Origin of the sequence: Micromonospora parva (assembly GCF_000718515.1) — a bacterium.
In the GTDB taxonomy this organism is placed as follows: domain Bacteria; phylum Actinomycetota; class Actinomycetes; order Mycobacteriales; family Micromonosporaceae; genus Micromonospora; species Micromonospora parva.
This window is the reverse complement of record NZ_JNZS01000009.1, coordinates 201,212-222,780: the sequence shown is the minus strand read 5'-3', so window position 1 is coordinate 222,780 and position 21,569 is coordinate 201,212. Positions and strand designations below refer to the sequence as shown.

20 protein-coding genes and 1 tRNA gene are annotated in these 21,569 nt (G+C 71.0%); 9 read left to right on the top strand and 12 right to left on the bottom strand.

Annotated elements, in window-relative coordinates:
- Positions 1-161 precede the first annotated feature (161 nt).
- The 3 genes from IF22_RS0113930 (at position 162) to IF22_RS0113920 (ending at position 2,230) form a co-directional block, all read left to right on the top strand.
- Positions 162-247: transfer RNA gene (locus IF22_RS0113930), tRNA-Leu, on the top strand.
- A gap of 64 nt (positions 248-311) precedes the next feature.
- Entirely contained in the window at positions 312-1,427 is a 1,116-nt protein-coding gene (locus IF22_RS0113925; protein WP_030331972.1) for an NAD-dependent epimerase/dehydratase family protein, read from the top strand.
- The gene (locus tag IF22_RS0113920) at positions 1,424-2,230 is read left to right on the top strand and encodes a WecB/TagA/CpsF family glycosyltransferase (RefSeq protein ID WP_030331970.1); all 807 of its coding nucleotides are present in this window, start codon (positions 1,424-1,426) and stop codon (positions 2,228-2,230) included. The genes IF22_RS0113925 and IF22_RS0113920 overlap by 4 nt, the downstream gene beginning before the upstream one ends.
- Positions 2,231-2,314: 84 nt before the next feature.
- Here the strand turns inward: IF22_RS0113920 and IF22_RS0113915 are convergent, their stop codons facing one another.
- Positions 2,315-3,871: a S8 family peptidase gene (locus tag IF22_RS0113915; protein ID WP_030331969.1), complete on the bottom strand. Its 1,557-nt coding sequence runs from the start codon at positions 3,869-3,871 to the stop codon at positions 2,315-2,317.
- Positions 3,872-4,088: 217 nt separating this feature from the next.
- On the opposite strand from IF22_RS0113915, the gene IF22_RS0113910 reads away from it, so the two are divergent.
- Positions 4,089-4,688, top strand: coding sequence for a hypothetical protein (locus tag IF22_RS0113910; protein ID WP_030331966.1), 600 nt, complete (start codon positions 4,089-4,091; stop codon positions 4,686-4,688).
- On the opposite strand, the gene IF22_RS0113905 is transcribed toward IF22_RS0113910, so the two are convergent.
- The 3 genes from IF22_RS0113905 to IF22_RS0113895 form a co-directional block, all read right to left on the bottom strand.
- A complete protein-coding gene (locus tag IF22_RS0113905) occupies positions 4,656-5,054 on the bottom strand; it encodes a hypothetical protein (protein WP_030331964.1) in 399 nt (132 codons plus the stop codon). The two genes, IF22_RS0113910 and IF22_RS0113905, sit on opposite strands and share 33 nt — an antisense overlap.
- A 219-nt stretch (positions 5,055-5,273) precedes the next feature.
- Positions 5,274-5,495 carry a DUF397 domain-containing protein gene (locus IF22_RS0113900; RefSeq protein WP_030331962.1) on the bottom strand — a complete coding sequence of 74 codons (222 nt, stop codon included), beginning with the start codon at positions 5,493-5,495 and terminating at the stop codon, positions 5,274-5,276.
- Positions 5,465-6,346: a helix-turn-helix domain-containing protein gene (locus IF22_RS0113895; protein ID WP_030331961.1), complete on the bottom strand. Its 882-nt coding sequence runs from the start codon at positions 6,344-6,346 to the stop codon at positions 5,465-5,467. Before IF22_RS0113895 ends, IF22_RS0113900 begins: the two co-directional genes overlap by 31 nt.
- Before the next feature lie 627 nt (positions 6,347-6,973).
- Here IF22_RS0113895 and IF22_RS0113890 point away from each other — a divergent pair.
- Together IF22_RS0113890 and IF22_RS0113885 are read left to right on the top strand one after the other, a co-directional pair.
- On the top strand, positions 6,974-7,258 hold the full coding sequence (locus tag IF22_RS0113890) for a hypothetical protein (RefSeq protein WP_030331959.1): 285 nt from the start codon (positions 6,974-6,976) through the stop codon (positions 7,256-7,258).
- Positions 7,259-7,357: 99 nt separating this feature from the next.
- Positions 7,358-7,819, top strand: a complete 462-nt coding sequence (locus tag IF22_RS0113885; RefSeq protein WP_030331956.1) for a hypothetical protein — start codon at positions 7,358-7,360, stop codon at positions 7,817-7,819.
- Between the two features lie 7 nt (positions 7,820-7,826).
- Here IF22_RS0113885 and IF22_RS0113880 read toward each other — a convergent pair whose 3' ends face one another.
- Together IF22_RS0113880 and IF22_RS0113875 are read right to left on the bottom strand one after the other, a co-directional pair.
- Positions 7,827-8,513, bottom strand: coding sequence for a PASTA domain-containing protein (locus IF22_RS0113880; protein ID WP_030331954.1), 687 nt, complete (start codon positions 8,511-8,513; stop codon positions 7,827-7,829).
- Between the two features lie 161 nt (positions 8,514-8,674).
- Positions 8,675-9,361, bottom strand: coding sequence for a PASTA domain-containing protein (locus IF22_RS0113875; RefSeq protein ID WP_051708457.1), 687 nt, complete (start codon positions 9,359-9,361; stop codon positions 8,675-8,677).
- Positions 9,362-9,483: 122 nt separating this feature from the next.
- Between IF22_RS0113875 and IF22_RS0113870 the strand changes: the two genes are divergently transcribed.
- A complete protein-coding gene (locus IF22_RS0113870) occupies positions 9,484-10,980 on the top strand; it encodes a hypothetical protein (RefSeq protein ID WP_030331950.1) in 1,497 nt (498 codons plus the stop codon).
- Positions 10,981-11,073: 93 nt separating this feature from the next.
- Here the strand turns inward: IF22_RS0113870 and IF22_RS0113865 are convergent, their stop codons facing one another.
- Positions 11,074-12,552, bottom strand: coding sequence for a glutamate-cysteine ligase family protein (locus IF22_RS0113865; protein ID WP_030331949.1), 1,479 nt, complete (start codon positions 12,550-12,552; stop codon positions 11,074-11,076).
- 312 nt (positions 12,553-12,864) lie between these two features.
- Entirely contained in the window at positions 12,865-13,446 is a 582-nt protein-coding gene (locus tag IF22_RS0113860) for a YceI family protein (protein ID WP_030331947.1), read from the bottom strand.
- 99 nt (positions 13,447-13,545) lie between these two features.
- Between IF22_RS0113860 and IF22_RS0113855 the strand changes: the two genes are divergently transcribed.
- On the top strand, positions 13,546-14,064 hold the full coding sequence (locus IF22_RS0113855; RefSeq protein WP_030331945.1) for a MarR family winged helix-turn-helix transcriptional regulator: 519 nt from the start codon (positions 13,546-13,548) through the stop codon (positions 14,062-14,064).
- Positions 14,065-14,300: 236 nt separating this feature from the next.
- Here the strand turns inward: IF22_RS0113855 and IF22_RS0113850 are convergent, their stop codons facing one another.
- From IF22_RS0113850 to IF22_RS0113840, 3 genes are all read right to left on the bottom strand, one after another.
- On the bottom strand, positions 14,301-16,952 hold the full coding sequence (locus IF22_RS0113850; RefSeq protein ID WP_030331943.1) for an ATP-binding protein: 2,652 nt from the start codon (positions 16,950-16,952) through the stop codon (positions 14,301-14,303).
- A gap of 133 nt (positions 16,953-17,085) precedes the next feature.
- Complete coding sequence (locus IF22_RS0113845) at positions 17,086-18,234, bottom strand: acyl-CoA dehydrogenase family protein (RefSeq protein ID WP_030331942.1); 1,149 nt, start codon at positions 18,232-18,234, stop codon at positions 17,086-17,088.
- Positions 18,235-18,312: 78 nt separating this feature from the next.
- Entirely contained in the window at positions 18,313-19,845 is a 1,533-nt protein-coding gene (locus IF22_RS0113840; protein ID WP_030331940.1) for an acyl-CoA carboxylase subunit beta, read from the bottom strand.
- A 168-nt stretch (positions 19,846-20,013) separates the two neighbouring features.
- Here IF22_RS0113840 and IF22_RS0113835 point away from each other — a divergent pair, with 168 nt between their 5' ends.
- The gene (locus tag IF22_RS0113835; RefSeq protein ID WP_030331937.1) at positions 20,014-20,574 is read left to right on the top strand and encodes a snapalysin family zinc-dependent metalloprotease; all 561 of its coding nucleotides are present in this window, start codon (positions 20,014-20,016) and stop codon (positions 20,572-20,574) included.
- 54 nt (positions 20,575-20,628) lie between these two features.
- On the opposite strand, the gene IF22_RS0113830 is transcribed toward IF22_RS0113835, so the two are convergent.
- The gene (locus IF22_RS0113830) at positions 20,629-21,549 is read right to left on the bottom strand and encodes a hydroxymethylglutaryl-CoA lyase (protein ID WP_030331935.1); all 921 of its coding nucleotides are present in this window, start codon (positions 21,547-21,549) and stop codon (positions 20,629-20,631) included.
- Positions 21,550-21,569 lie beyond the last annotated feature (20 nt).

Below are 21,569 nucleotides of genomic sequence, written 5' to 3'. Positions count from 1 at the left end.
GCTGCTCTCGACCCGTTCGGAAGGGCCGGGACTGTCGTGCTAATCTTTCGTCCGCCACGAACGGTAACCGCTCGTGGCGAGCGCCGGGAACAGCGTAGTATTCCCGGGGCCCGTTGGCGACAGCGGGGCCAGGGCGGCTAAGGTGTTCCGGGTTGTGCCACGGGGATGTGGCGGAATGGCAGACGCGCACGGTTCAGGTCCGTGTGCCCGAAAGGGCGTGGGGGTTCAACTCCCCCCATCCCCACCACCGACGAAGGGCTCCGCATATGCGGAGCCCTTCCGTCATATCGGGGCGTGCCGGACGTCACGCTATGCTCCGATGGATTCTGCCTCCGATGGACCAGGAGTGGCGTGTGAGTGTCGCGTTGGTGACAGGGTCGGGTGGTCTGATCGGCTCCGAGGCCGTCCGGCATTTCGCCGGCCTCGGTCTGGATGTCGTGGGCATCGACAACGACATGCGCCGGTACTTCTTCGGCGAGGACGGTTCCACCTCCTGGAGCCTTGAACGGCTCAGTCGTGACCTGGGTAACGCCTACACCCATTTCGCGGTGGACATCCGGGACCGGGACGGCCTGGAGCAGGTGTTCAAGAAGTACAGCTCGGACATCGCCGTGGTGATCCACAGCGCCGCGCAGCCGAGCCACGACTGGGCCGCCAAGGAGCCGTACACGGACTTCGACGTGAACGCCGGCGGCACGCTCAACATGCTGGAGAACACCCGCCGACACGCGATCGACGTGCCGTTCATCCACTGCTCGACCAACAAGGTCTACGGCGACCGGCCCAACAGCCTGCCGCTGGTCGAGCTGGAGACCCGGTACGAGCTGCCCGAGGACCACCGCTGGTACCAGGGCATCACCGAAGAGATGTCGATCGACCACTCACTGCACTCCGTCTTCGGCGCCTCCAAGGTCGCCGCGGACGTGATGGTCCAGGAGTACGGGCGCTACTTCGACATGAAGACCGCCTGCTTCCGGGGCGGCACCCTGACCGGCCCGGCGCACTCCGCCGCCGAACTGCACGGGTTCCTGGCCTATCTGATGCGCTGCGTCATGGAGGGCCGGACGTACAACCTGTTCGGTTACAAGGGCAAGATGGTCCGGGACGCGATCCACTCCCACGACGTGCTGACCGCGTTCGAGGCGTTCTTCCGGGCCCCCCGCTCCGCGGAGGTCTACAACCTCGGCGGCGGTCGCCACTCCAACACCTCCCACATCGAGGCGTTCCGCATCGCGGAGGAGATCACCGGCCGGGAGGCGCGGATCAACTATGTCGAGCAGAACCGCACCGGCGACCACCAGTGGTACGTCAGCAGCATGGCGCGGTTCGAGGCGCAGTATCCGGACTGGAAGATCACTTACGACGTGCCGATGATCCTGCGGGAAATCTACGAGGCCAACGTGGACAAGTGGGTGGCCCAGCCGTGAGTAGCCGAACCAAGCGCAACGTGCTCGGCGTCCTGGTCGACGCCACCGACTACGCCACGGCGACCGACGCGGTGGTGACCGCGGCGCACGAACGGCGTCCCCTCGCGCTGACCGCGCTTGCCGTGCACGGTGTGATGACCGGGGTGCTCGACCCGGCGCACAACGCGCGGCTCAACTCCTTCGACGTGGTCACGCCGGACGGGCAGCCGGTGCGGTGGGCGCTCAACCTGCTGCACCACGCCGGGCTCAGCGACCGGGTGTACGGGCCGACCCTGACCCTGCACGTGCTGTCGCGGTTCGCGGACGAAGGGCTGCCGGTCTACCTGTACGGCTCGACCGAGGAGACCCTCGCCCGGTTGATCCCGGCCCTGGAGCGGATGTTCCCGGCGCTGAAGATCGCCGGGGTGGAGCCGTCCAAGTTCCGTGCCGTCCAGCCCGGCGAGGACGCCGAGATCGCCGACCGAATCCGGTCCAGCGGTGCCCGGCTGGTCCTGGTCGGCCTCGGCTGCCCGCGCCAGGAGGTCTTCACGTACGCCATGCGGCCACTGCTCGACATGCCGCTGATGGCGGTCGGCGCGGCCTTCGACTACCACGCCGGGCTGTTGCGCCAGCCCCCGCCGTGGATGCAGCGTGCCGGCCTGGAGTGGTTCTGGCGCCTCGGTCTGGAGCCGAAGCGGCTCTGGCGCCGCTACATCATCCTCAACCCGGCCTACCTGAGCCGCCTGGTCGCGCAGAAGCTCGGCCTGTGGAAGGCCCGCCCGCCGGCGCCGGCCACCGAGCGGCCGGCCAGCTTCTCGGTCTGAGCCCTACGACCTTCTCGGTCTGAGCCCTACGACGCGAGGCCCCACCCGGCGTGCCGGGTGGGGCCTCGGTCGTGGGGAGACCGGTCAGACGGTCAGGGTCCAGGTGTTGATGTAGCCGGTGTCGGCCGAGTAGGTGTCGCGCACCTGGAGCCGCCAGATGCCGTCGGCGGCCTCACCGGACACGTTGACCGTGTACGTGGCGTTGACGTTGTCCGCGCTGTCCGAGGTGCTGCTGTTCTTCAGCCGGTACGAGCTGCCGTCCGGGGCGAGCAGGTCGATGACCAGGTCACCGCGGTAGGTGTGCACGATGTTCACCGCCACCGTGGAGGCCGAGGAAGCGTTGCGACCGCAGCCGGAGATGGTGATCGAGCTGGTCACCGCCGAGCCGGCGTCCGGGATCGACACGTCGGTGCCGTTGGTGCCGGTGCAGCCGGTGGGCGGCGGCGGGGTGCTGCCGGTACCCACGTAGAGCAACAGGTTCGGCGAGCCGGAGCCGGGGTTGCCCACCACGTTCGGGGTCGCGTTGGCCACCAGTTGGTTGCGGACCTGAGCCGGGGTCCAGCTCGGGTTGGCGCTGGCCACCAGGGCCGCCGCTCCGACCACGTGCGGGGTGGCCATCGAGGTGCCGCTGATCGTGTTGGTGGCGGTGTTGCTGGTGTACCAGGCCGAGGTGATCGACGAGCCGGGCGCGAAGATGTCCAGGCAGGTGCCGACGTTGGAGAACGACGACCGGGCGTCCGAGCTGGTCGTCGAGCCCACCGTGATGGCTTCCGTGGTGCGCGCCGGCGAGGTGTTGCAGGCGTTCGCGCCGCTGTCGTTGCCGGCCGCCAGGCCGTACGTGACGCCTGAGGCGATCGAGTTGCGCACGGCGTTGTCCAGGGAGCTGTTCGCGCCACCGCCGAGGCTCATGTTCGCCACGGCCGGCTTGATCGCGTTCGCGGTGACCCAGTCGACGCCGGCGATCACACCGGCGTTGGTGCCACTACCGGAGCAGTTCAGCACCCGTACGCCGACGAGCTGGACGGCCTTGGCCACCCCGTACGCGGACCCGCCGACGGTGCCGGCGACGTGCGTGCCGTGCCCGTTGCAGTCGTCGGCCGACCCGCCGTCGACGGCGTCGTAGCCGGAGGTGGCCCGGCCGCCGAAGTCGTTGTGGGAGAACCGGATGCCGGTGTCGATGATGTAGGCGTGCACGTTGCTCGCCGTGTTGGGGTAGGTGTAGGAGCTGTCCAACGGCAGGTTGCGCTGGTCGATCCGGTCCAGACCCCAGGAGGGCGGGTTGGCCTGCGTGCCGGAGATCGAGACGGTGTGGTTCTGCTCGACGTACGCCACCGCCGGGTCGGCCGCGATCCGCGCCGCCGCGTTCGCGCTCACAGTGACCTCGAAGCCGCGCAGCGCCGCGCCGTAGGTGCGGGCCACAGTGCCGCCGTGGCGGCCGGAGAGCCGCTTCGCGGTGTCGCCGACCCGGTCCCGGGCCACGGCGCTGTCCTTGAGTACGACGATGTAGCTGTCCGGCACGGCGGTGGCTCCGCCGGCGGCCCGAACCACACCGACGGGTTCGGCGGCCAGGGCCGGGGTGCCGACGGCCAGCACTGTCGCCGCGGCCACCCCGATCAGCACGGACCTTCGTGGAAGACCCATCTCCTACCTCCCTCTGACCGGCGGCGGAACGTGACCACCGGTCCCAACATCAATCGACAGTCGCCGATTGAGCTGAGGGTAGATCAGCAGCGGGGCAATTAAACATGTCGGAACGTCCATAACCTTCGAGTGATGACCCCCTACGGGCCCGGCGTCCGGGACGAACGGGGGACCGGCCCGGATTCGCCTCGCCGAGATTCGGGAAAGACTCTCGAGCATGGAGAGTCAGCTCACCATCCTGCTCCCGGTCGCCGCCGTCTGGCTGGCCGCCGGCATCGTTGCCGACGGCCTGCCCCGGCTGCGCAACACCCGCGTGCTGCGCCGGCGTACCGGATGGTTGCTGGTGCTCGCCCTCACCGGCGCGACGCTCACCGCGGCCGTGCTCGGCGGCGGCCTGTTCAGCGCGGGCACCGCGCCGGTCGACCGGGCCGCCGCCGGGCTCACCCTCGCCGCCGGCCCGGCGCTCGTGGCGACGGTCTGCTCCGTACGGCGGATCCGCCGGCTGCGTGCCGGTGCCGGCGCGTTCGCCAGCGCCCCCGCCACCCCCGCGCCGCACGGGCTGCGCGCCGCGGCGGCCCACCCGCTGGTCGGGCTGCCACTACAGGTCACCGCCCTGGCCACCGTGCCGGCGTTGGTCGCGGCGGCCGGCACCGACCTCGGCGCCGACCCCGGGGTCACCGGACCGGCGATCACCGTCGGCGCGCTCGCGGTGATCGCCATCGGGGTCCGGCACGCGCTGCGGCACAACCGCCTCGCCGAGCGGGCCCGGCCGGCCGTCGCACGGTCAGCGCGGGCGGCTGGCGCTCTGCACGTATAGCAACTCCAGGATCGACCTGGTCGCCTCGAACCAGCGATCCAGCCAGTCCTGCGAGGGCACGGTGCCCTTCGGCGGCAACTCCATCAGCAGGCCACGCAGCAACGGGTGGTCAGCCAGGGACTGGGGCGGTTCCACCGGCCAACCGCTCGGTGGGAACGACGGCTCGATCAGCGGGTTCGGGTCCAGTGAGGGCAGCGAGAGCGGGGGATCCGTCGTCTCGGCGGCGCCCTCCCGCCCGGTCAACTCCTGGTCGGTCGAGACCACCTCGGTCAGAACCGTGTCCCGACGAGCGCCGCGGTACTTGCCACCGAACCGCTCCGGCTTCGCCGGGCCGTTGGTGAGATTTTCTGAACCGATCGTCGTCATCCGTCTCGCCTACTCGCTCGGTTGCGGGTCGGTGCGGCGGGTCGTCGACCAGCGCCGTACCGACCGGTTCAACGAGACGGGGGCGCTGTGGCGACGGGAATCCCGACGGAACCTCGCCGGCCACCGTCGGGACCCGCGACTGTCCGCCGTACCTACCGGGGACGGACACGGTGAAGTCCCCGTCCGGCGAACCGGACGGGGACTTCACTGACCACTCGGTCAGACCACGCCGAACACACCACCGCGGGTGCCGGCGACGAAGGCGTGCCAGTCGCCCGGCGCGAAGACCAGGGCGGGGCCCGCCTTGTCCTTCGAGTCCCGCACTCCGACCGCCCCCGTCACGTACGCCACCTCCACGCAGTTGTCACAGTTCGGCCCGCTCTTCGAGCTCTTGAACCACGCTGCCTGCGTCAGGTCCACCGGGAACCTTTTGGTCGCCATTTCCACAACGGCTCCTCTGCCAGTTTTGCGATGTGTGCGACGGACTCCTCCGGACGTATGGCCGCAGCGCGGATGTGATCGAAGATGAAGCTGTACTTCTGTAGTTCGTCGCTCTTCTCGAGGAAGAGCCCACCCGTGGCGTTCTCCGCGTACACAACATCCGGATCACCGGGCTCAGGGAAGCTGAGGATCGTGAACGTGCCGTCCATGCCGGCGTGCGCACCCACCTCGAAGGGCAGGATCTGCAGCGTCACGTTCGGCAACTCGGCCACCTCGACCAACCGTCTGAGTTGGCCGCGCATCACCTCGTCCCCGCCCACCGGCCGACTTACCACCGCCTCATCGAGCACCACCCACAGATCGACCGGATCGTCCTGGGTCAATAACGACTGACGGCCCAGACGGACACGCACTCTCTGGTGCACCTGATCGGCGGTGAAGTCCGGACGAGCGGCGCGGATCATGGCACCGGCGTACTCCTCGGTCTCCAGAAGGCCCGGAACGACCTGCTGTTCGTACGCCCGGATCGAACTCGCGGCCGCCTCCAGCCCGACGTACGCGCCGACGAGCACCGTGCTGTACGGGTGCCACCAACCCTTCTGGCGGGCCTCCCGGGCGATCTGCACCAGCTCGTCGCTCTCGGCGCCGACCACGCCGTAGATCCGCAGCATGTCCCGCACGTCGCGAGGGGTGGCCGTGGTGTGCCCGGTCTCGATCCGGGAGACCTTCGACGCCGAGCACTCCAACTGTTCGGCGACCACCTCGATGGTGATTCCGGCGGACTCCCGCTGGCGGCGCAGCTCGGCCCCGAGCCGCCGCCGTCTGATGGTGGGACTGCGCCGCTCACTCATCGCGCGACCCGTGACTCACTGGTCCCCGCCGCTGGCTGCTCGACCCCACTCGGGCTACCTCCGGTAACGCGCCACTGGGTGACACCCGCCGGGGGCGCGATCGTCGACCGGCGAGCGTTCGCGACGGAGGGGAGTGGTGCCGGTCCTCGGCCGGCCGCGACGGGCGAAACCGGCCCTCAGTGTGCCGCCCGGACGCGGATGGCTTCAATAGGCCTTTCGCGCGACACGCTCACGTATCGGCAAAAGTCGACGTGCAACTTGCATGAAGCACGTCCCTGATGCACTCTGTCCGTATGGCACGGATCACTCAGCGTCCCCGTTCGGTCCCTCCCAGTGGTGACCCCACCGATCCGGGGGCGCCGAGCCCGACGCGGGTCCGGCCGACGACAACGAGACCTGCTCCGGGGTAATGACCCCGCCGCTGCAAGCCGGCAAGCTGCGGCGGCGGGCGCGGTTCCCGGAAGCAACCGGGTGGTGGTCGGGTGGCGGCACGTCACCAGCGGGGTACGGCCCGACCACCGCCATCCGCACCACCGGTTCACGAGGCACGACCCCGTCACCGGCCGAGACGTCCCCCGTTCAGGCACCGCCGGCGCAGCCGCCGGCCGATCCTCCCCAGGAGCCCATGTGCTTCCCCGCACCGGTGACGTACTGCACGTGACTCGCGCGGCGAGTGTCCAGTTCCTCAGGCCGATCAAGTTCCGGGTGATCCGGGTGCTCGACTGGCCGACCTATGACGGCTGGCTCTGGCTCGACGGCTACGAGTTGAACGCGGCGGGTGACGCGGTCACCCGACGGTCGATCTTCGTCCAGCGGGAAGGGCTGCAGCAGCTGCACGCCGCCCCCGAACCCCGTCCGCACACCGTGCGGACCCGCCGCCCGGTCGCGCGCACCCCGGTCCGGGTGGGCTGACCGAGCAGATCCGCCGCCGGTGGGCGTGCCGTCGCCATAGAATCAGGTACGCCCACCCCGGCACCGTTCCACCCGCTCGTCCAGGACCCTGACCCTGGGATGGTCATGGTCAATCAGCCCGCCCTGCGGCGGCACCACCGCTCCCGTATCGCCTATGCCATCGGACTCCTCGCCCTCTTCGGGGCGATGGCGACACTGCTGGTCCTCGTCCGCGACCCGGCGATGTCGTCCACCCGGCTGACCACACCGGTGCCCGCACCGGAGATCACCGTGCTCGACTCCGACCCGCCGACTGACGACGGTCAGTCGGTCGACGAGGAACCGGGCTGGATCGACACCCACGCGCCGGCCGACCACTACGGCGGTGCCGACCCGACCGGGGCGGTATCCGGCCTGGGTGCCGGCGGCCAGTCCGACAACCGTCAGGAGCTCACCGAAGCAGCTCCGGCCGGACACGACGCCGAAGAGATCCGCCGCTCGCTGTTCTGGTCCGGCATCTTCGGCCTGGCCATCTCGCTGGCCGGCATCGGCCTCGTCGGCACCCGCCGCCGGATGTGGTGACAAGCGGTCACGGCGTACGCGTCACAGTGGGGCTGGGTGTGGTCGGGGTCGTCCCGCTCGGAGGCTCGGCCTGCGAGACGATCAACAACACCTCATCGTCGGTCGACACCGACTCGCCCGCCCCCGGCTCGGTGCCCACCACCGTCCCCGCCGGCAGCTCCGACGGGCGGAACACCACCCGGTGGGCCAGGCCGAGCCGATCCAACAGCCCTTCGGCGGTGGCCTGCGGCAGGCCGGTGAGCGGTGGCACCGGCACCTCGTCCGGCGCGTCCGTGGTGGCCGGGCTGCTCGGGGACTCGCTGGTGGGTGCCGCCGAGGTGGGGGCCGCGCTGGTCGCAGGGGCGCTGGTGGCGCTGGTCGGCGGCAGTGACGGGGTGGACCCCGGATCGTCCCGGTCGTCATCCTGCGGGGAACGCACCAACCAGAGCGCGCCTCCGATCAGGCCGGCGAGCAGCAGCGCCAGGACGCCCCAGAGGATCGGCAACCACCACCGCCGACCACCCTGCTCCTCGACGTACCACTCTCCGGCGGAGTCATCGGGTCGGGGCGAGCGCACCTCCGCCCGCCCGGACCACGGCGGGGGTATCGGCGCCGTCTGGTCGGCCGGCGGGCCCGGCCGGTCAGCGTCGGCGGGCAGGGGACGGGTCAAGTCGTCGTCGTCACCGACGGGAGGCTCCTGGCGGTCGTCGCTCATCGCACGTCCCTTCCCGAACCCGGACGGGCGTCACGGCCCTCGACCGCCAACCTAGTCGTCCACACCGCCATCGGCGGGGATCAGCGTGCCGAGCCGCGCCGGCTGTCGACGAGGCCGAGCGGCGGGCACCCCGCCGGGAAGCGGGACCCGCCGGCCAGGCGTCAGGGCGTGGGTTTCGTGGTCGGTTGCTCGACGGAGTCCGCGCCACACCAGATGCTGACCTGGTCGTTCCACCGGGCCGAGCCATCCTCGGTGGGCTCCTGCCGACTGACCTTCCCGCTGCGTCCGGTGACGTAGCGCGGGTACAGGCCCTCGTCGACCAACTCGTCGGCGGCGTCCGCGCAGCTCTCGCCGACCACGTCCGGCACCTCGGCGGCCGGCGCCGGCCCGGCGACCTGTAGTTGCACTGTCGTCCCCCGGGCGACCTCGGTGCCCACCTCCGGTGTGGTGCTCTCGACCGTACGACCGACGCCGCCACCGAAGACCAACCGCCAACCCAACCGCTGCTTGCGCAGCGTCTCCCGGGCCTGCTCGAAGTCGGCGCCGATCACCGGGGGCACGGTCAGACCGGCACCCTTGGTCGCAGTGGCGGAGGTCTGGACCGCCGACGGTGTCGGCCGTCCGCTGCTCGGTCGCGGTGCGGTGGTCCGGCCGGTCGGCGCACCCGACGTGGTCGCAACGGCCAGCGGATCACCGGAGGGTGTCTCGTCCTCGCCGGCCAGCAACCAGCCACCTGTCGCACCGACCGCGGCGAGCAGCACCGCCGCCAACCCGCCACCGAGCACGACGCTGGCCCGGCCCGCACCGCCACCGGCGGCATTCTGCCGACCCGGGTTCGTGTCCGTCATAACGCCCACCGCCTCATCACCGGCGACCGTACCGCCCGCCGCCCAATCCGCCGCGCCGGCGTCCCACACCGGCGGGTCGTTGCGACTCGCCGCGCCGACGACGGGACGTTACGCTGCCCGGCATGGCCAGACAGGGCTGGGGAGTGTCGATCGCGACGGCGATCGGGGTCGCTGCCGGCGCGGGTGCCGCACAACTGGGCTTCGGCTACGGGCTCGGCGTCATCACCTGGACGCCCACCGATGCCGCTGCTACCGACACCGCCTGGGCGGACGGGCTCGCCTGGGCGACCTGGCTCGCCGCCAGCTCGACGGTCCTCGGCGCGGTCTGCGCGCAGCGGCTCCACCAACGCACCGCTCCGGCGAAGACCGCGATCTCTGCGCAGACCGCTACCGACGATGCGGACCGCCACGACGGCACGCCGCCCGGTGACCGAGAGCCGGAACACGAGCCCCCGGTCGACCCGCGTCCACCGACAGCCGGGGCCGCCCCGGCCGGGGTGACGAGCACACCACCGCCGGTGGCCGAGTCGCCGGAGCACGACCGCGGGGGCCTGCTGCGGCGGGTGGCCCTGGCGCTCGGTGCCGGGTTGGGCGGGCTGGTCACGGTGCTGTTGATCGCCGTACCCGCGCGGGTCGCGACCGGCGCGGACACCGGCGCACCGCAACGGACGGCCGCCGTTCAGGCAACACTGGGCATCCTGATCGGCGTCCTCGTCGCGATCTGGGCGCTGCGCTCCCGAGCCGCCGCCGTCAACGTGACAGCGACGGCAGCCTGGCTCTGGCTGCTCGCGGTGATCTCGGTGATCGACGGGGTACGCGTCGGACGAGGGCTGACCGGCGCGCAACTCGGCACCTGGCAGTTCGACCCGGACCACGCCCGGTACTGGATCGGGGGGCAGATCTACTGGCCGGGCGCCCTGCTGGCCCTGGTGCCCGCGCTGCTGATCGGGGTGCTGGCCGCCCGTCGGTCCGCCCGCTCGGGTGGGCACCGGGTGGGTGCGGCGGCCTCCGGCGCGGCCGGTCCGATGCTCGTCGCACTCGCCTACCTGACCACACTGCCGCACTGGTCCACGCTCGGCCCCGCGCAGCTCTCCACCCAGCTGATCGCCCCGTACGCGGTGATCGCCGGTATCGGCGGCTCGGTGCTGGCAGCCCGCCTCGGCGAGCGGGCCGAGCGACATCACCCGACCGAGCGGCGCCACCCGGCCGAACAGAGTCGGGCCGACCGGATTCCGGCAGCTCAGGGCACGGTCACCGACCCGGCCCCGGTCGCTCAGGGCACGCTGGCCGACCCGGCAGTGGTCACCGACACCGGTCCCGGCCCGGCGGCCTCCGGGTCGGCGGCCTCCGGGTCGACGGCCTCCGGGTCGACGGCCTCCGGTTCGACGGCCGGAACCGCTGCCCGGCGCCGGAAGCCCGACACCTCAACGCAGACGCCCCGCACGGATTCGCTGCCCGGCTCAGGCTCGCTGCCCGGCGAGGCGACCGCCGTACCGCAGGTCCCCGCCCCGCGAACCAACCCGGACGACATCGACCCGGCCCGCCCCAGCACCGAAGCAGCAGTCCCGACCCCCAGCCCCCGCCGCTCCCGACCACCCCGCCGCCAACCCCCCACCTAAGCCCACCCATCGACCCCTTCCATTGATCATGAAGTTTTTGCCATGACACGCCGGGCGAGGTGGCAATAACTTGATGATCAACCCGCACGGGGGTTAGGGGGTTGGCCAGGTGTGGACGGGTTGGTTGGTGCGCTGGAGTTCGGCGTAGCGCTGGACCATGTGGTGCAGGGCAGCTGTCCGGTCCATGCCATGGTGCCGTTCCGCCGCCCAGACCGCCTCGGTCTGCCAGACGGCGCCGTTGCGGCCGGTACGGCAGCGCTGCTCGATGATGCCGAGCAGACGGTCCCGCTGCGCCGCGGCGACACCGAACCCGTCCAGGCCGGCGGCGGCGGTGGGCAGCAGCTGGTCCAGGACCAGCTTGGTGACCGGCACGTCGCCGAGCCCGGGCCAGTGCAGCACGGCGTCGAGGCCACGTCGGGCGGCGGCGTGGAAGTTCTCCTCGGCCGAGCTGAAGGTGAGTTGACTCCAGATCGGCCGGTCGGCCTCCGCCAGACCGCGTACCAGCCCGAAGTAGAAGGCCGCGTTGGCCAGCATGTCCACCACCGTCGGACCAGCCGGCAGCACCCGGTTCTCCACCCGCAGGTGCGGGCGGCCGTTCATGATGTCGTAGACCGGCCGGTTCCACCGGTAGACAGTGCCGTTGTGCAGCCGCAACTCGCCGAGCTGTGGCACACCGCCGGCGTGCAGCACCTCCACCGGGTCCTCGTCCTCGCAGATCGGCAGCAGCGGCGGGAAGTACCTGACGTTCTCCTCGAAGAGGTCGAAGATCGAGGTGATCCACCGTTCGCCGAACCACACCCGGGGTCGTACGCCCTGGGCCTTCAGTTCGTCCGGGCGCGTGTCGGTGGCCTGCTGGAACAGGGCGATCCGGGTTTCGGCCCACAGTTGGCGGCCGTACAGGAAGGGGCTGTTCGCGCCGACCGCCACCTGCACACCGGCTATGGCCTGGGACGCGTTCCAGTAGTCGGCGAAGCTGTCCGGGGCGACCTGGAGGTGGAACTGGAGGCTCGTGCAGGCGGCCTCGGGGGCGATCGAGTCGGTGTGCGTCCGCAACTGCTCGACGCCGCGAATGTCCAGTTCGATGTCCTCGCCACGGGCGCCGACGATCTGGTCGTTGAGCACGCGGTAACGCTCGTTGGTGGAGAGGTTGTCCTCGACCAGGTGCCCCTCGGTGAGGGTGGGCAGAATGCCGACCAGGACGATCTTCGCGTCGGATCTGGCGGCGCGCTCGTCGGCCCGGGAGAGGCTGCCGCGCAGGTCGTGCTCGTAGTCGGCGAAGCCGGTGCCGTCGATCAGTCGGGGTTCGGCGTTGAGTTCGAGGTTGAACTGCCCCAGCTCGGTCTGGAAGAGGGGGTCGGCGATGTCGGCGAGAATCTCCTCGTTGCGCATCGCCGGCTCGGCGGCCGAGTCGACCAGGTTGAGTTCGATCTCCAGGCCGGTCATCGGCCGGTCCGCGTCGAAGCCGAAGTCGTCGAGCATCAGGGCGAAGACGTCCAGGCACCGCCGCACCTTCTGCCGATACCGGACGCGATCATCCCGGGTGAAGGCGCCCTCTGAGACGTCCCTGCCCATGTGTCCTCCCGACGGCCGGCGCGGTCGGGATCCTGCCGTCCCGGAAGCGCTTTGTGAAGCATCCACGGTAAGAGCGCCCACCTGACCGGGGCCAGAGGCCGACGCCGGTGATCCGGCGTCGACCGGCGCGGACGCGCTCGTGGCGCCATCTGTACCCCGTCGTCGCCCTGCTGGACCCGGTGGCGGTGCGATCAACTCGTGACAATTACCACGAGCGGAGACGACGCAGGGCCCGCGCCGACGTACGGCGCGGGCCCTGCGTGCCGGATCACCCGGGAGGATGCCCCTGACCCTCCGGCGATCCCCGAGGGGTCAGGCCTGACGGACGGCCTCGCCCTCGATCTCAATCTTGATCTTGCGGCTGACCAGCACGCCCCCGGTCTCCAGGGCGACGTTCCAGGTCAGGCCGAACTCCTCGCGGTCGATCTCGGTGCTCGCGGAGAAGCCGAAGATGTCCTGGCCGAACGGGCTGCGGCCGACACCCTCGAACTCCACCTCCAGCTCGACCGGACGGGTGACGTCCTTGATGGTCAGCTCACCGGTGAGCACGAACTCGCTGCCGCGACGGGACTTGACCCCGGTGCTGCGGAACTCGAGCGTCGGGAACTTCTCGGCGTCCAGGAACTCGGCGCTGCGCAGGTGCGCGTCCCGGTCGGCCTGGGTGGTGTCGACGCTGGCGGCCTGAATGGTGGCGACGACCGACGACTGCAGCGGGTCCTCGGCAACGGTGATGGTGGCGGTCGCCTCGTTGAACTCACCGCGAACCTTGCTCACCATCATGTGCCGGGCAACGAAGCCGACCCGCTTGTGCGCCACGTCGAGCGCGTAGGTGCCGGCCGCCGGGATGGTGAGGCCGTCCCAGTCGCGGGTAACCGCATCGATGCTGCTGGTCATGCTGCTGTCCTCCAGGAGATTGTTTAATAGCCCAACGACTGCGTGAGCAACTATAATCGCAACAATATTCCCCGTGTCAAGCACTGGTATGATGAACGGGTGACCAACGTCTTCGACGATCCCCGGATCACCGCCGTCGGCCTGCTCTTCGAGGCACACGCCGGGCTGTCCGCCCGGTTCACCGCCCAGCTGGAGGAGCACGGCCTCTCCGCGGTCGAGTTCGAGGTCATCACCCGACTCGCCCGCTCGCCCGGCAACCAACTACGGATGACCGACCTCGCCGCCCAGACCTCCCTGTCGACCAGCGGAGTGACCCGGGTGGTCGACCGCATGGAGCGCGACGGGCTGCTCACCCGCCGGGCCTGCCCGAACGACCGGCGCAGCTCGTACGCGGTGGTCACCGCCGCCGGGATGCAACGCCTGAACGAGACGCTGCCCGGCCACCTGCAGATAATCGAACAGTGGTTCACCGGGCAACTCGACCCCGAGGCGCTGGCGGCCCTCCTCGACGGGTTGCGACGGGTCCGCGACGCCGCGCATCCGTGCGCCACCGCCGGCAGTGACGACGTCGACCCGGAGCAGCGCGCCGACGCCGACAGCGCCGCCCGACGACAGTGAGAAGCACTGTCACCGCCATTGCACGGCGGCAGAAAGACCGGCAGAACTGACCCAGCCAAGCTGGAGGATTCGGTCCAAGCCGACTTTCTGCCATCGCATCGGTGGCAGGCTTCCTGCACCGGGGATCACCGGGGGGTGACGGCGCGGGCGATCAGCGAGGGGTAGCACCAAAGGGGGCTCTTCGCCCGCGCCACTCTCCCGTCGCGATCCTCCCGAGGACACCCGGTTCGTCGCTCCTAGCGAGTCGACCCGTCCCGGTCGGCGACCAGCGCGTAGAGCAGGCCCGACTCCTGCGGCAACAGCCGGATGCCGGTCTCCACGCAGACCCGGTCCAGTCGATCGAGCACCGTCGGGTCCGCAGTGCTCGCGGCCAGTCCCACCAGCGCCTCCACCACGTCGCGGCGATCCTGCCCCGCGTTGTCGCTGGCGGCGGCGAACCACTCGGCGGCCAACTCCCGGTCACCCCGGTGCAGCGCCAGGTTCCCCTCGATCAGCGCGCACAGCCCGGCCTCCGGCCCACCCCACCTCAGCGTCGCGTCGCCCGACCGTTGTCGCGGCACTGTCGGCCGCGCCGGCAACGACTCCACGCCCCCGGCCCGCAACTCGGCCAGCACCTCGGTCGCCTCCGCGACCCGCCCGTCCTGGGCGAGCGCCAGCCCGACGGTCCCCAGCACCCGACGGCGACGCCCGGGGTCACCCAGCTCGGACAGGGCCTCGATGGCCCGCTGGCCCCGGTCGACAGCGTCCGCGTACCAGCCCTCCAGCCGGGCGACCTCGGCACGGTTGGCCCAGCCCAGCACCCGCAGTCGCCGCTCCCCGCTCTCGACGGCGAGCCGGTCCACAGCAGCGAGCCGGCGGCGGGCCGCAGCCAGGTCGCCGGCGCGGATCTCGTGCCAGGCGAGGCTGTTCTGGGCCACCGCCAGGTCCCGGGTCCGGCCGTTGCGGGCAGCCAACCGCAGCAGCGCCTCGGCCTGCTCGCGAGCCTCCTCCTGCCTCCCCACGGAGATCAGCAGGGTGCCGAGCACGTTGCGCGCCTCCAACTCCCCGGTGACGTCGCCGGCCCGCCGGAAGGTGTCCAGCGCCGCGCGGGCCGTCGACAGCTCCTCCGCCCCCGCCCCGTGCTCGGCAGCCAGCCGGGCGGCCCCGAGAGCGGCCCAGCCCCGCAGGAGAGGGTCGGCGTCGCCGGTCCGCGGGTCCGCCAACAGCCGCCGCAGCCACTGCCGCCCGACGACATCGCGTCCGCGGAACCGCCACCAGCGGGTCAGGCAGGCCGCCAGCCGCAGTGCGGTCAACGGGTCGTCGGTGGCCGCGTGGGCCAACGACGAGCTGATGTCACTGCTCATCTCGTCCAGCCGGTGCACCGCGTCGGGCAGCCGTGGGCCGACCAGGTCACTGGCGGTCCGTGCCACCAGGCGCGCGATGACCTCCGCGTGTCGACGCCGGATGCAGGTCAGCTCGCCCTCACCGGTCGCCTGCTCGACGGCGTAGTCACGGACCGCGTCCAGCAGCCGGAACCGGAACGACCCGGTTCCGCGTACGCTCAGCAGCCCCAGCTCGACGAAGCGGTCCAACAGTGGCACCGGGTCGATCGCCACAGCGCCGTCCCGGTCGGCCTCGTCGGCGAGCATCTCCTCGGCCAACTCCACGGACCAGCGGTTGCCGAAGACGGCCAGCTGCCGCAGCGCGGCCCGCTCGTCCGACGCCAACAGGCGGTAGCTGAACGCCACCGCGTCCCGCAGGGTGACCGCTACCGCGCCCCCCGCACCGTTGTCGGGCACGCTCGTGCGACCGGTGCGCCCCTCCGGTGCGTCCCAGCGCGGGTGGGTGGAGGCGTCGGCCGGAGTGGCCAGGTCGAGCACCCGGTCGCCGTACCGGTCGAGCAGTTCGGTGAGGTCGAGGAGCCGACCTCGGGCGGCCATCAGCTCGATGGCCAACGGCAGCCCGCCCAACCGGCGCACCAACGCGGCGAGCGCCGGCAGCTCAGCGGGGGTGGGCGGCTCCCGGCGCACCTGAGCGAGCCGGGCGGTGAACAACGCGACCGCCGGCCACGATTCGAGTCCGGAGTGCTCGGCCTCCGGCGGTGGCACGTCGAGCGGCGCGACCGGCCAGACCCGCTCACCGGGCAACCCGACCGGGTGTCGCCCGGTCACCAGGACCCGCAGTGAGGGCAGTGCGCCGATCAACCGGTGCAGGGTCGCGGCCACCGGTCCCGGGGCGTGCTCCACCGCGTCCATCACCAGCAGCGCCGGCCGTCCGGCGAGCCGGGCCACGAGTTCGGACAGGCGCGCCACACCGAGTACTGACATCGAGGCGGCGAGCACGTCCGGACCGTCCGATCCCTCGCCGACCAGCACCCCGGCGACACCGCCCGGGTGGTCGGAGGCCACCAGGTGCGCCACCGACGTCGCCAGGGCGGTCTTGCCGACGCCGGCCAGCCCGACGAGGCTCACCAGCCGGGGCCCTCGCTCGGCGGTCAGCATTGCGGCCAGCTCGGTGAGGTCGCGATCCCGGCCGATCAACGCGACCGGCGGCGGGAGCGCGACCGCCGGGCCGGCGGGTACGGCCGACGCGGCGTTGCCGCTGACGGCGAACGTCGTCGACGCGACGTCCGGTGGGGCCGGCTCGGCACCGACGCCGCGGGCCGCGGCCAGGAACGCCGCCCGGCTGGCGCCGGTCAGCGCCAACGCCCCGGCGAGCAGTTCGACGGTGGTGCGCTGCGGCCGGATCGACCGGCCACGCTCCAGGTCACGCACCGTCCGCACGCCCACCCCGGCCCGCGACGCCAGCTCGGCCTGGGTCAGGCCGGCGGCGCGTCGATGCCCGCGGAGCAGCTCCGGCAGTGTGGTCCGCCCAGCCGGGCTCCGCGACCAGTCATGATCCGGAGTCATGGGCTCGAAGAGTACGGATCGACTCCGACCATCGGCAGTCGAACGTCGGGCTACCGACGCCCGCTCGCCGAAACCCGACAGCCGTACGGACAGCCCGTCCGGAACGACCGGCTGATCAGTTCGGCTGGACCACTCAGAGACCCAGATCCCGAGCGATGATCATGCGCTGCACCTCGCTGGTGCCTTCGCCGATCTCCAGGATCTTGGAGTCCCGCCAGAACCGGGCAACCGGGTACTCGTTCATGAAGCCGTACCCGCCGTGGATCTGGGTGGCCTCCCGGGCGTTGTCCACGGCGATCGTGCTGGCGTGCAGTTTCGCGATGGCGGCCTGCCGCTTGAACGGCTCGCCGGCCAGCATCCGCGCGGCGGCGTCGTAGTAGGCCAACCGGGCGGTGTGCGCCTTCAACTCCATGTCGGCGATCTTGAACTGGATGGCCTGGTTGGCGCCGATCGGCTGACCGAAGGCGTGCCGTTCCTTCGCGTACCTGATGGACTCGTCGACGCAGCCCTGCGCGAGACCGACGGCCAGCGCGGCGATGGCGATCCGGCCCTCGTCGAGGATCCGCAGGAACTGCGCGAACCCCCGACCCCGAGCGCCGAGCAGGTTGGCGGCCGGCACCCGACAGTCGTCGAAGGTCAGCTCGTGGGTGTCCGAGGCGGTCCACCCCACCTTGGAGTAGCCGGGGGCCACGGTGAACCCGGGCGTCCCGGTCGGCACGATGATCGTCGACAGTTCCTTGGAACCGTCCGGGTTCGTGCCGGTCACCGCGGTGACAGTGACCATGGCTGTGATGTCGGTCCCGGAGTTCGTGATGAACGCCTTCGACCCGTTGATCACCCACTCGTCGCCGTCCAACACCGCCCGCGTCTGCGTGCCGGCGGCGTCCGAGCCGGTGCCCGGCTCGGTGAGACCGAAGCCGGCCAGCGCCTCACCGCTGAGCAGCCGGGGCAACCAGGTCGCCTTCTGCTCCTCGGTGCCGAAGCGGTAGATCGGCATCGCGCCCAACGAGACCGCCGCCTCCAGCGTGATGGCCACACTCGAGTCGACCCGGGCCAACTCCTCCAGCGCCAGGCAGAGCGCGAAGTAGTCGCCGCCCATGCCGCCGTGCTGCTCGTCGAAGGGCAGGCCGAACAGGCCCATCTTGCCCATCTGCCGGATCACCTCGTACGGAAAGGTGTGCTGCTCGTAGTGCTCGGCGATGACCGGGGCGACCACCTCGCGGGCGAATTCCCGCACGCTCTCGCGCAGCGCCTCTTGTTCGTCGGTGAGCCGGAAGTCCATCTCATCCTCCTGTAAGGACGGTCCGCCTCGGCGCTCGTGACGCCGAGGGCGGGTCGCTGTGCGGGCCCGAGTCGATGATCAGACCGGGGTGACGCCGTGCCGACGGCGGGAGAAGTGCCGGTCCTTGGTGCGTGCCGCCGCGAACCGGCGGACCAGCTCGGTGCGCAGATCGTGCGGCTCGACGATGGCGTCCACCACCAGTTCGCTGGCGAGCCGGACGACGTCGATGTCCTGCTCGTACTCGGCGCGCTTGGCGGCGACGAACGCGGCCCGCTCGTCCTCGTCCGCAATGGCGGCGATCTTGTTGGCGTAGACCGCGTTCACGGCGGCTTCGGCGCCCATCACCGCGATCTTCGCGGTGGGCAGGGCGATCGTCGCGTCCGGCTCGAAGCCGGGGCCGGCCATCGCGTAGAGGCCGGCGCCGTACGCCTTGCGGACCACCACGCAGATCTTCGGCACCGTCGCCTCGGAGATCGCCGTGATCATCTTGGCGCCGTGCCGGATGATGCCCTGCTTCTCCACAGCGCTGCCGACCATGAAGCCCGGTACGTCGCTGAGGAAGAGCAGCGGCACGTTGAACGCGTCGCAGAGCTGCACGAACCGGGTGGCCTTGTCGGCCGAGTCGACGAAGAGCACGCCGCCCTTGAACATCGAGTTGTTGCCGACCACGCCGACGACCTGGCCGTCGAGTCGACCGAAGCCGATTGTCAACTCCTTGGCCCAGAGCGCCTGGATCTCGAAGAACGAGCCCTCGTCGAGCAGACCCTTGACGTACCGCCGCATGTCGAACGCCTGCCGCTCACTGGCCGGCACCAGCGCGGCCAGGTCGGCCTTCGCGGGCGCGGCGACCGCCGGCGCGGCCGGCGGTTGCTGGGTCCAGTTCGCCGGCAGGTACGACAGGTAGGTCTTCACGACGTCGAGCGCGTCGGCCTCGGTCTTGCAGAGGAAGTGCCCCACTCCGGATTCGGCGGTGTGCACCTTCGCCCCGCCCATCGCCTCCAGGGTGGTCTTCTCGCCGGTGACCATCTCGACCATCCGGTCGGAGCCGAGATACATGCTGGCGTTGCCGTCGACGAGCGCCACCACGTCGCAGAACGCCGGGATGTACGCCCCACCGGCTGCGCTCGGACCGAACAGCGCGCAGACCTGCGGGATCGAGCCCGAGGCGCGGACCTGGTTCCAGAAGATCTTGCCGGCGCCCCGCCGGCCGGGAAAGAGGTCGACCTGGTCGGTGATCCGGGCGCCGGCCGAGTCGACCAGGTAGACCATCGGCACACCGGCGCCGTACGCGCGCTCAATGATGCGGATGATCTTCTCGACGGTGCGGGCGCCCCAGCTGCCGGCCTTGACTGTGGAGTCGTTGGCCATCAGGCAGACCTGTCGGCCGTCGATCGTGGCGGTGCCGGTCACCACGCCGTCGGCGGGCAGCCCGTCGGCGAGCGCGTTGGCGTAGAGGCCGTCCTCGACGAACGACCCCTCGTCGACCAGGAGCGCGACCCGTTCACGGGCGAAGAGCTTGCCCTTGGCCGCGTTGGCGGCGTGGTACTTGTCCGCGCCGCCGGACCGGGCGCGCTTGCGCAGCTGCTCCAGTGCCTCACCGTCGAGCGTCACGCCGACTCCTCCGCCAGAACGACCTGAACGATCGTTAGGCTAGCGCATGAGCACGACTGTCGGCGACCTACGAGCGAATCAGACAGTCGAGCCGAGAGCAAGACATTGAATAACATGAATGAGTATCGCTAGGCTCCTGACACCCCTCCTCCCGGATTGGAGTCAGCGATGACCTCACGACTCAATCGGCTCGCTGTCGCGTTGCTCGCGACGGCACTCACCACCCTCGGCCTCACGGTCGCCAACCCCGCGCCCGCGTCCGCCGCCATGACCATCTGCTACAACACCAGCCAGGCGGGCAGCTACGCCAGCGTCGCCAACCAGGCCGCCACGATCTGGAACAACGCCACCGTCAACCTGACGCTCACGGCGAACTGCGGCTCGAACCTGCGGATCTACCGGATCACCGGCGGCGGCTCGTACGCCGTGCGGACCAGCCTCGGCAACGGCCGGGTCTACATCGACACCCAGCAGGCCGCCCAGTACAGCGTGCTGCGGATCATGACCCACGAGATCGGGCACATCCTCGGCCTGCCGGACAACTACAACGGGAACTGCTCGCTGCTGATGTCCGGCGGCAGCGCCGGCACCAGCTGCACCAACCCGTACCCGAGCAGCGCCGAGGCGAGCCGGGTCAGCAACCTCTTCGCCGGCACGTTCAGCGCCACCGACCGCAGCGCGGACATCTTCCGCGACAGCTGGCCGAGCACGCTCACCCCGGTGAGCTGAGCGACCAGGCACCTGGAAGGGGCCGGCGACCGCGCCGGCCCCTTCGTCGCGTCCTCAGCTCGGCAGCGGCGTCAGCCGGGTACGCGGGCCGGCCCGCAGCACACCGGACGGCAGCTTCTTGCCGAGCAGCTCCTCGGCCAACTCCGCCACCTCGATCAGCGCCGGCAGGTCGATGCCGGTGTCGACGCCCATGTCGTGCAGCATGTGCACGGCCTCCTCGGTGGCCAGGTTGCCGCTCGCCCCCGGCGCGTACGGGCAGCCACCGAGGCCACCGACGCTGGCGTCGAACTCGGTCACCCCCAGCTCCAACGCGGTCAACAGGTTGGCCAGCGCCGTCCCCCGGGTGTTGTGGAAGTGCAGCAGGACCGGCACGTGCGCGTTGCGGTCGCGTACCGCGGTCAGCAGCTCGCGGACCCGGCGTGGGGTGCCCATGCCGGTGGTGTCGCCGAACGCGACCCGGTCGGCGCCGTCGCGGACCACCCGGTCCACGATCCCGGCCACCCGCTGCGGGTCGATGTCCCCCTCGTACGGGCAGCCGAAGCTGGTCGCCACGATCACCTCGACCCGCGCCGAGGCACCGTGCAGCAGGTCGATCAGCTCGGCGATGTCGTCCAGCGACTCGTCGGTGGACCTGTTGACGTTGCGCCGGTTGTGCGTGTCACTGGCCGAGACCACCACCTCGATCTCGGTGAACCCGGCGGCGAGGGCCCGCTGCGCGCCCCGGGTGTTCGGCACCAGCGCCGAGTAGCGCACCCCGTCGGCCTTCACCGCCCGCCGCCACACCTCGTCGGCGTCCGCCATCTGCGGGATCGCCTTGGGGTGCACGAACGACACCGCCTCGATCCGGCGTACACCGGTGCCGGAGAGGGCGTCGAGCAGCCGCACCTTGGCGTCGGTCGGGATCGGGTCCTCGTTCTGCAACCCGTCCCGTGGCCCGACCTCACGGATCGAGACGAAACTCGGCAGGTCCGCCATAAGGGGGTCACCTCACTGTG

What these genes read in the sequence shown, in the direction of transcription:
- IF22_RS0113865 (WP_030331949.1), bottom strand. Translation starts at nt 12,552, where the DNA reads ATGGGCAGGGACGTCTCAGAGGGCGCCTTCACCCGGGATGATCGCGTC.
- IF22_RS0113850 (WP_030331943.1), bottom strand. Translation starts at nt 16,952, where the DNA reads ATGACTCCGGATCATGACTGGTCGCGGAGCCCGGCTGGGCGGACCACA.
- IF22_RS0113915 (WP_030331969.1), bottom strand. Translation starts at nt 3,871, where the DNA reads ATGGGTCTTCCACGAAGGTCCGTGCTGATCGGGGTGGCCGCGGCGACA.
- IF22_RS0113845 (WP_030331942.1), bottom strand. Translation starts at nt 18,234, where the DNA reads ATGGACTTCCGGCTCACCGACGAACAAGAGGCGCTGCGCGAGAGCGTG.
- IF22_RS0113830 (WP_030331935.1), bottom strand. Translation starts at nt 21,549, where the DNA reads ATGGCGGACCTGCCGAGTTTCGTCTCGATCCGTGAGGTCGGGCCACGG.
- IF22_RS0113880 (WP_030331954.1), bottom strand. Translation starts at nt 8,513, where the DNA reads ATGAGCGACGACCGCCAGGAGCCTCCCGTCGGTGACGACGACGACTTG.
- IF22_RS0113875 (WP_051708457.1), bottom strand. Translation starts at nt 9,361, where the DNA reads ATGACGGACACGAACCCGGGTCGGCAGAATGCCGCCGGTGGCGGTGCG.
- IF22_RS0113835 (WP_030331937.1), top strand. Translation starts at nt 20,014, where the DNA reads ATGACCTCACGACTCAATCGGCTCGCTGTCGCGTTGCTCGCGACGGCA.
- IF22_RS0113910 (WP_030331966.1), top strand. Translation starts at nt 4,089, where the DNA reads ATGGAGAGTCAGCTCACCATCCTGCTCCCGGTCGCCGCCGTCTGGCTG.
- IF22_RS0113905 (WP_030331964.1), bottom strand. Translation starts at nt 5,054, where the DNA reads ATGACGACGATCGGTTCAGAAAATCTCACCAACGGCCCGGCGAAGCCG.
- IF22_RS0113900 (WP_030331962.1), bottom strand. Translation starts at nt 5,495, where the DNA reads ATGGCGACCAAAAGGTTCCCGGTGGACCTGACGCAGGCAGCGTGGTTC.
- IF22_RS0113870 (WP_030331950.1), top strand. Translation starts at nt 9,484, where the DNA reads ATGGCCAGACAGGGCTGGGGAGTGTCGATCGCGACGGCGATCGGGGTC.
- IF22_RS0113860 (WP_030331947.1), bottom strand. Translation starts at nt 13,446, where the DNA reads ATGACCAGCAGCATCGATGCGGTTACCCGCGACTGGGACGGCCTCACC.
- IF22_RS0113925 (WP_030331972.1), top strand. Translation starts at nt 312, where the DNA reads ATGCTCCGATGGATTCTGCCTCCGATGGACCAGGAGTGGCGTGTGAGT.
- IF22_RS0113885 (WP_030331956.1), top strand. Translation starts at nt 7,358, where the DNA reads ATGGTCATGGTCAATCAGCCCGCCCTGCGGCGGCACCACCGCTCCCGT.
- IF22_RS0113895 (WP_030331961.1), bottom strand. Translation starts at nt 6,346, where the DNA reads ATGAGTGAGCGGCGCAGTCCCACCATCAGACGGCGGCGGCTCGGGGCC.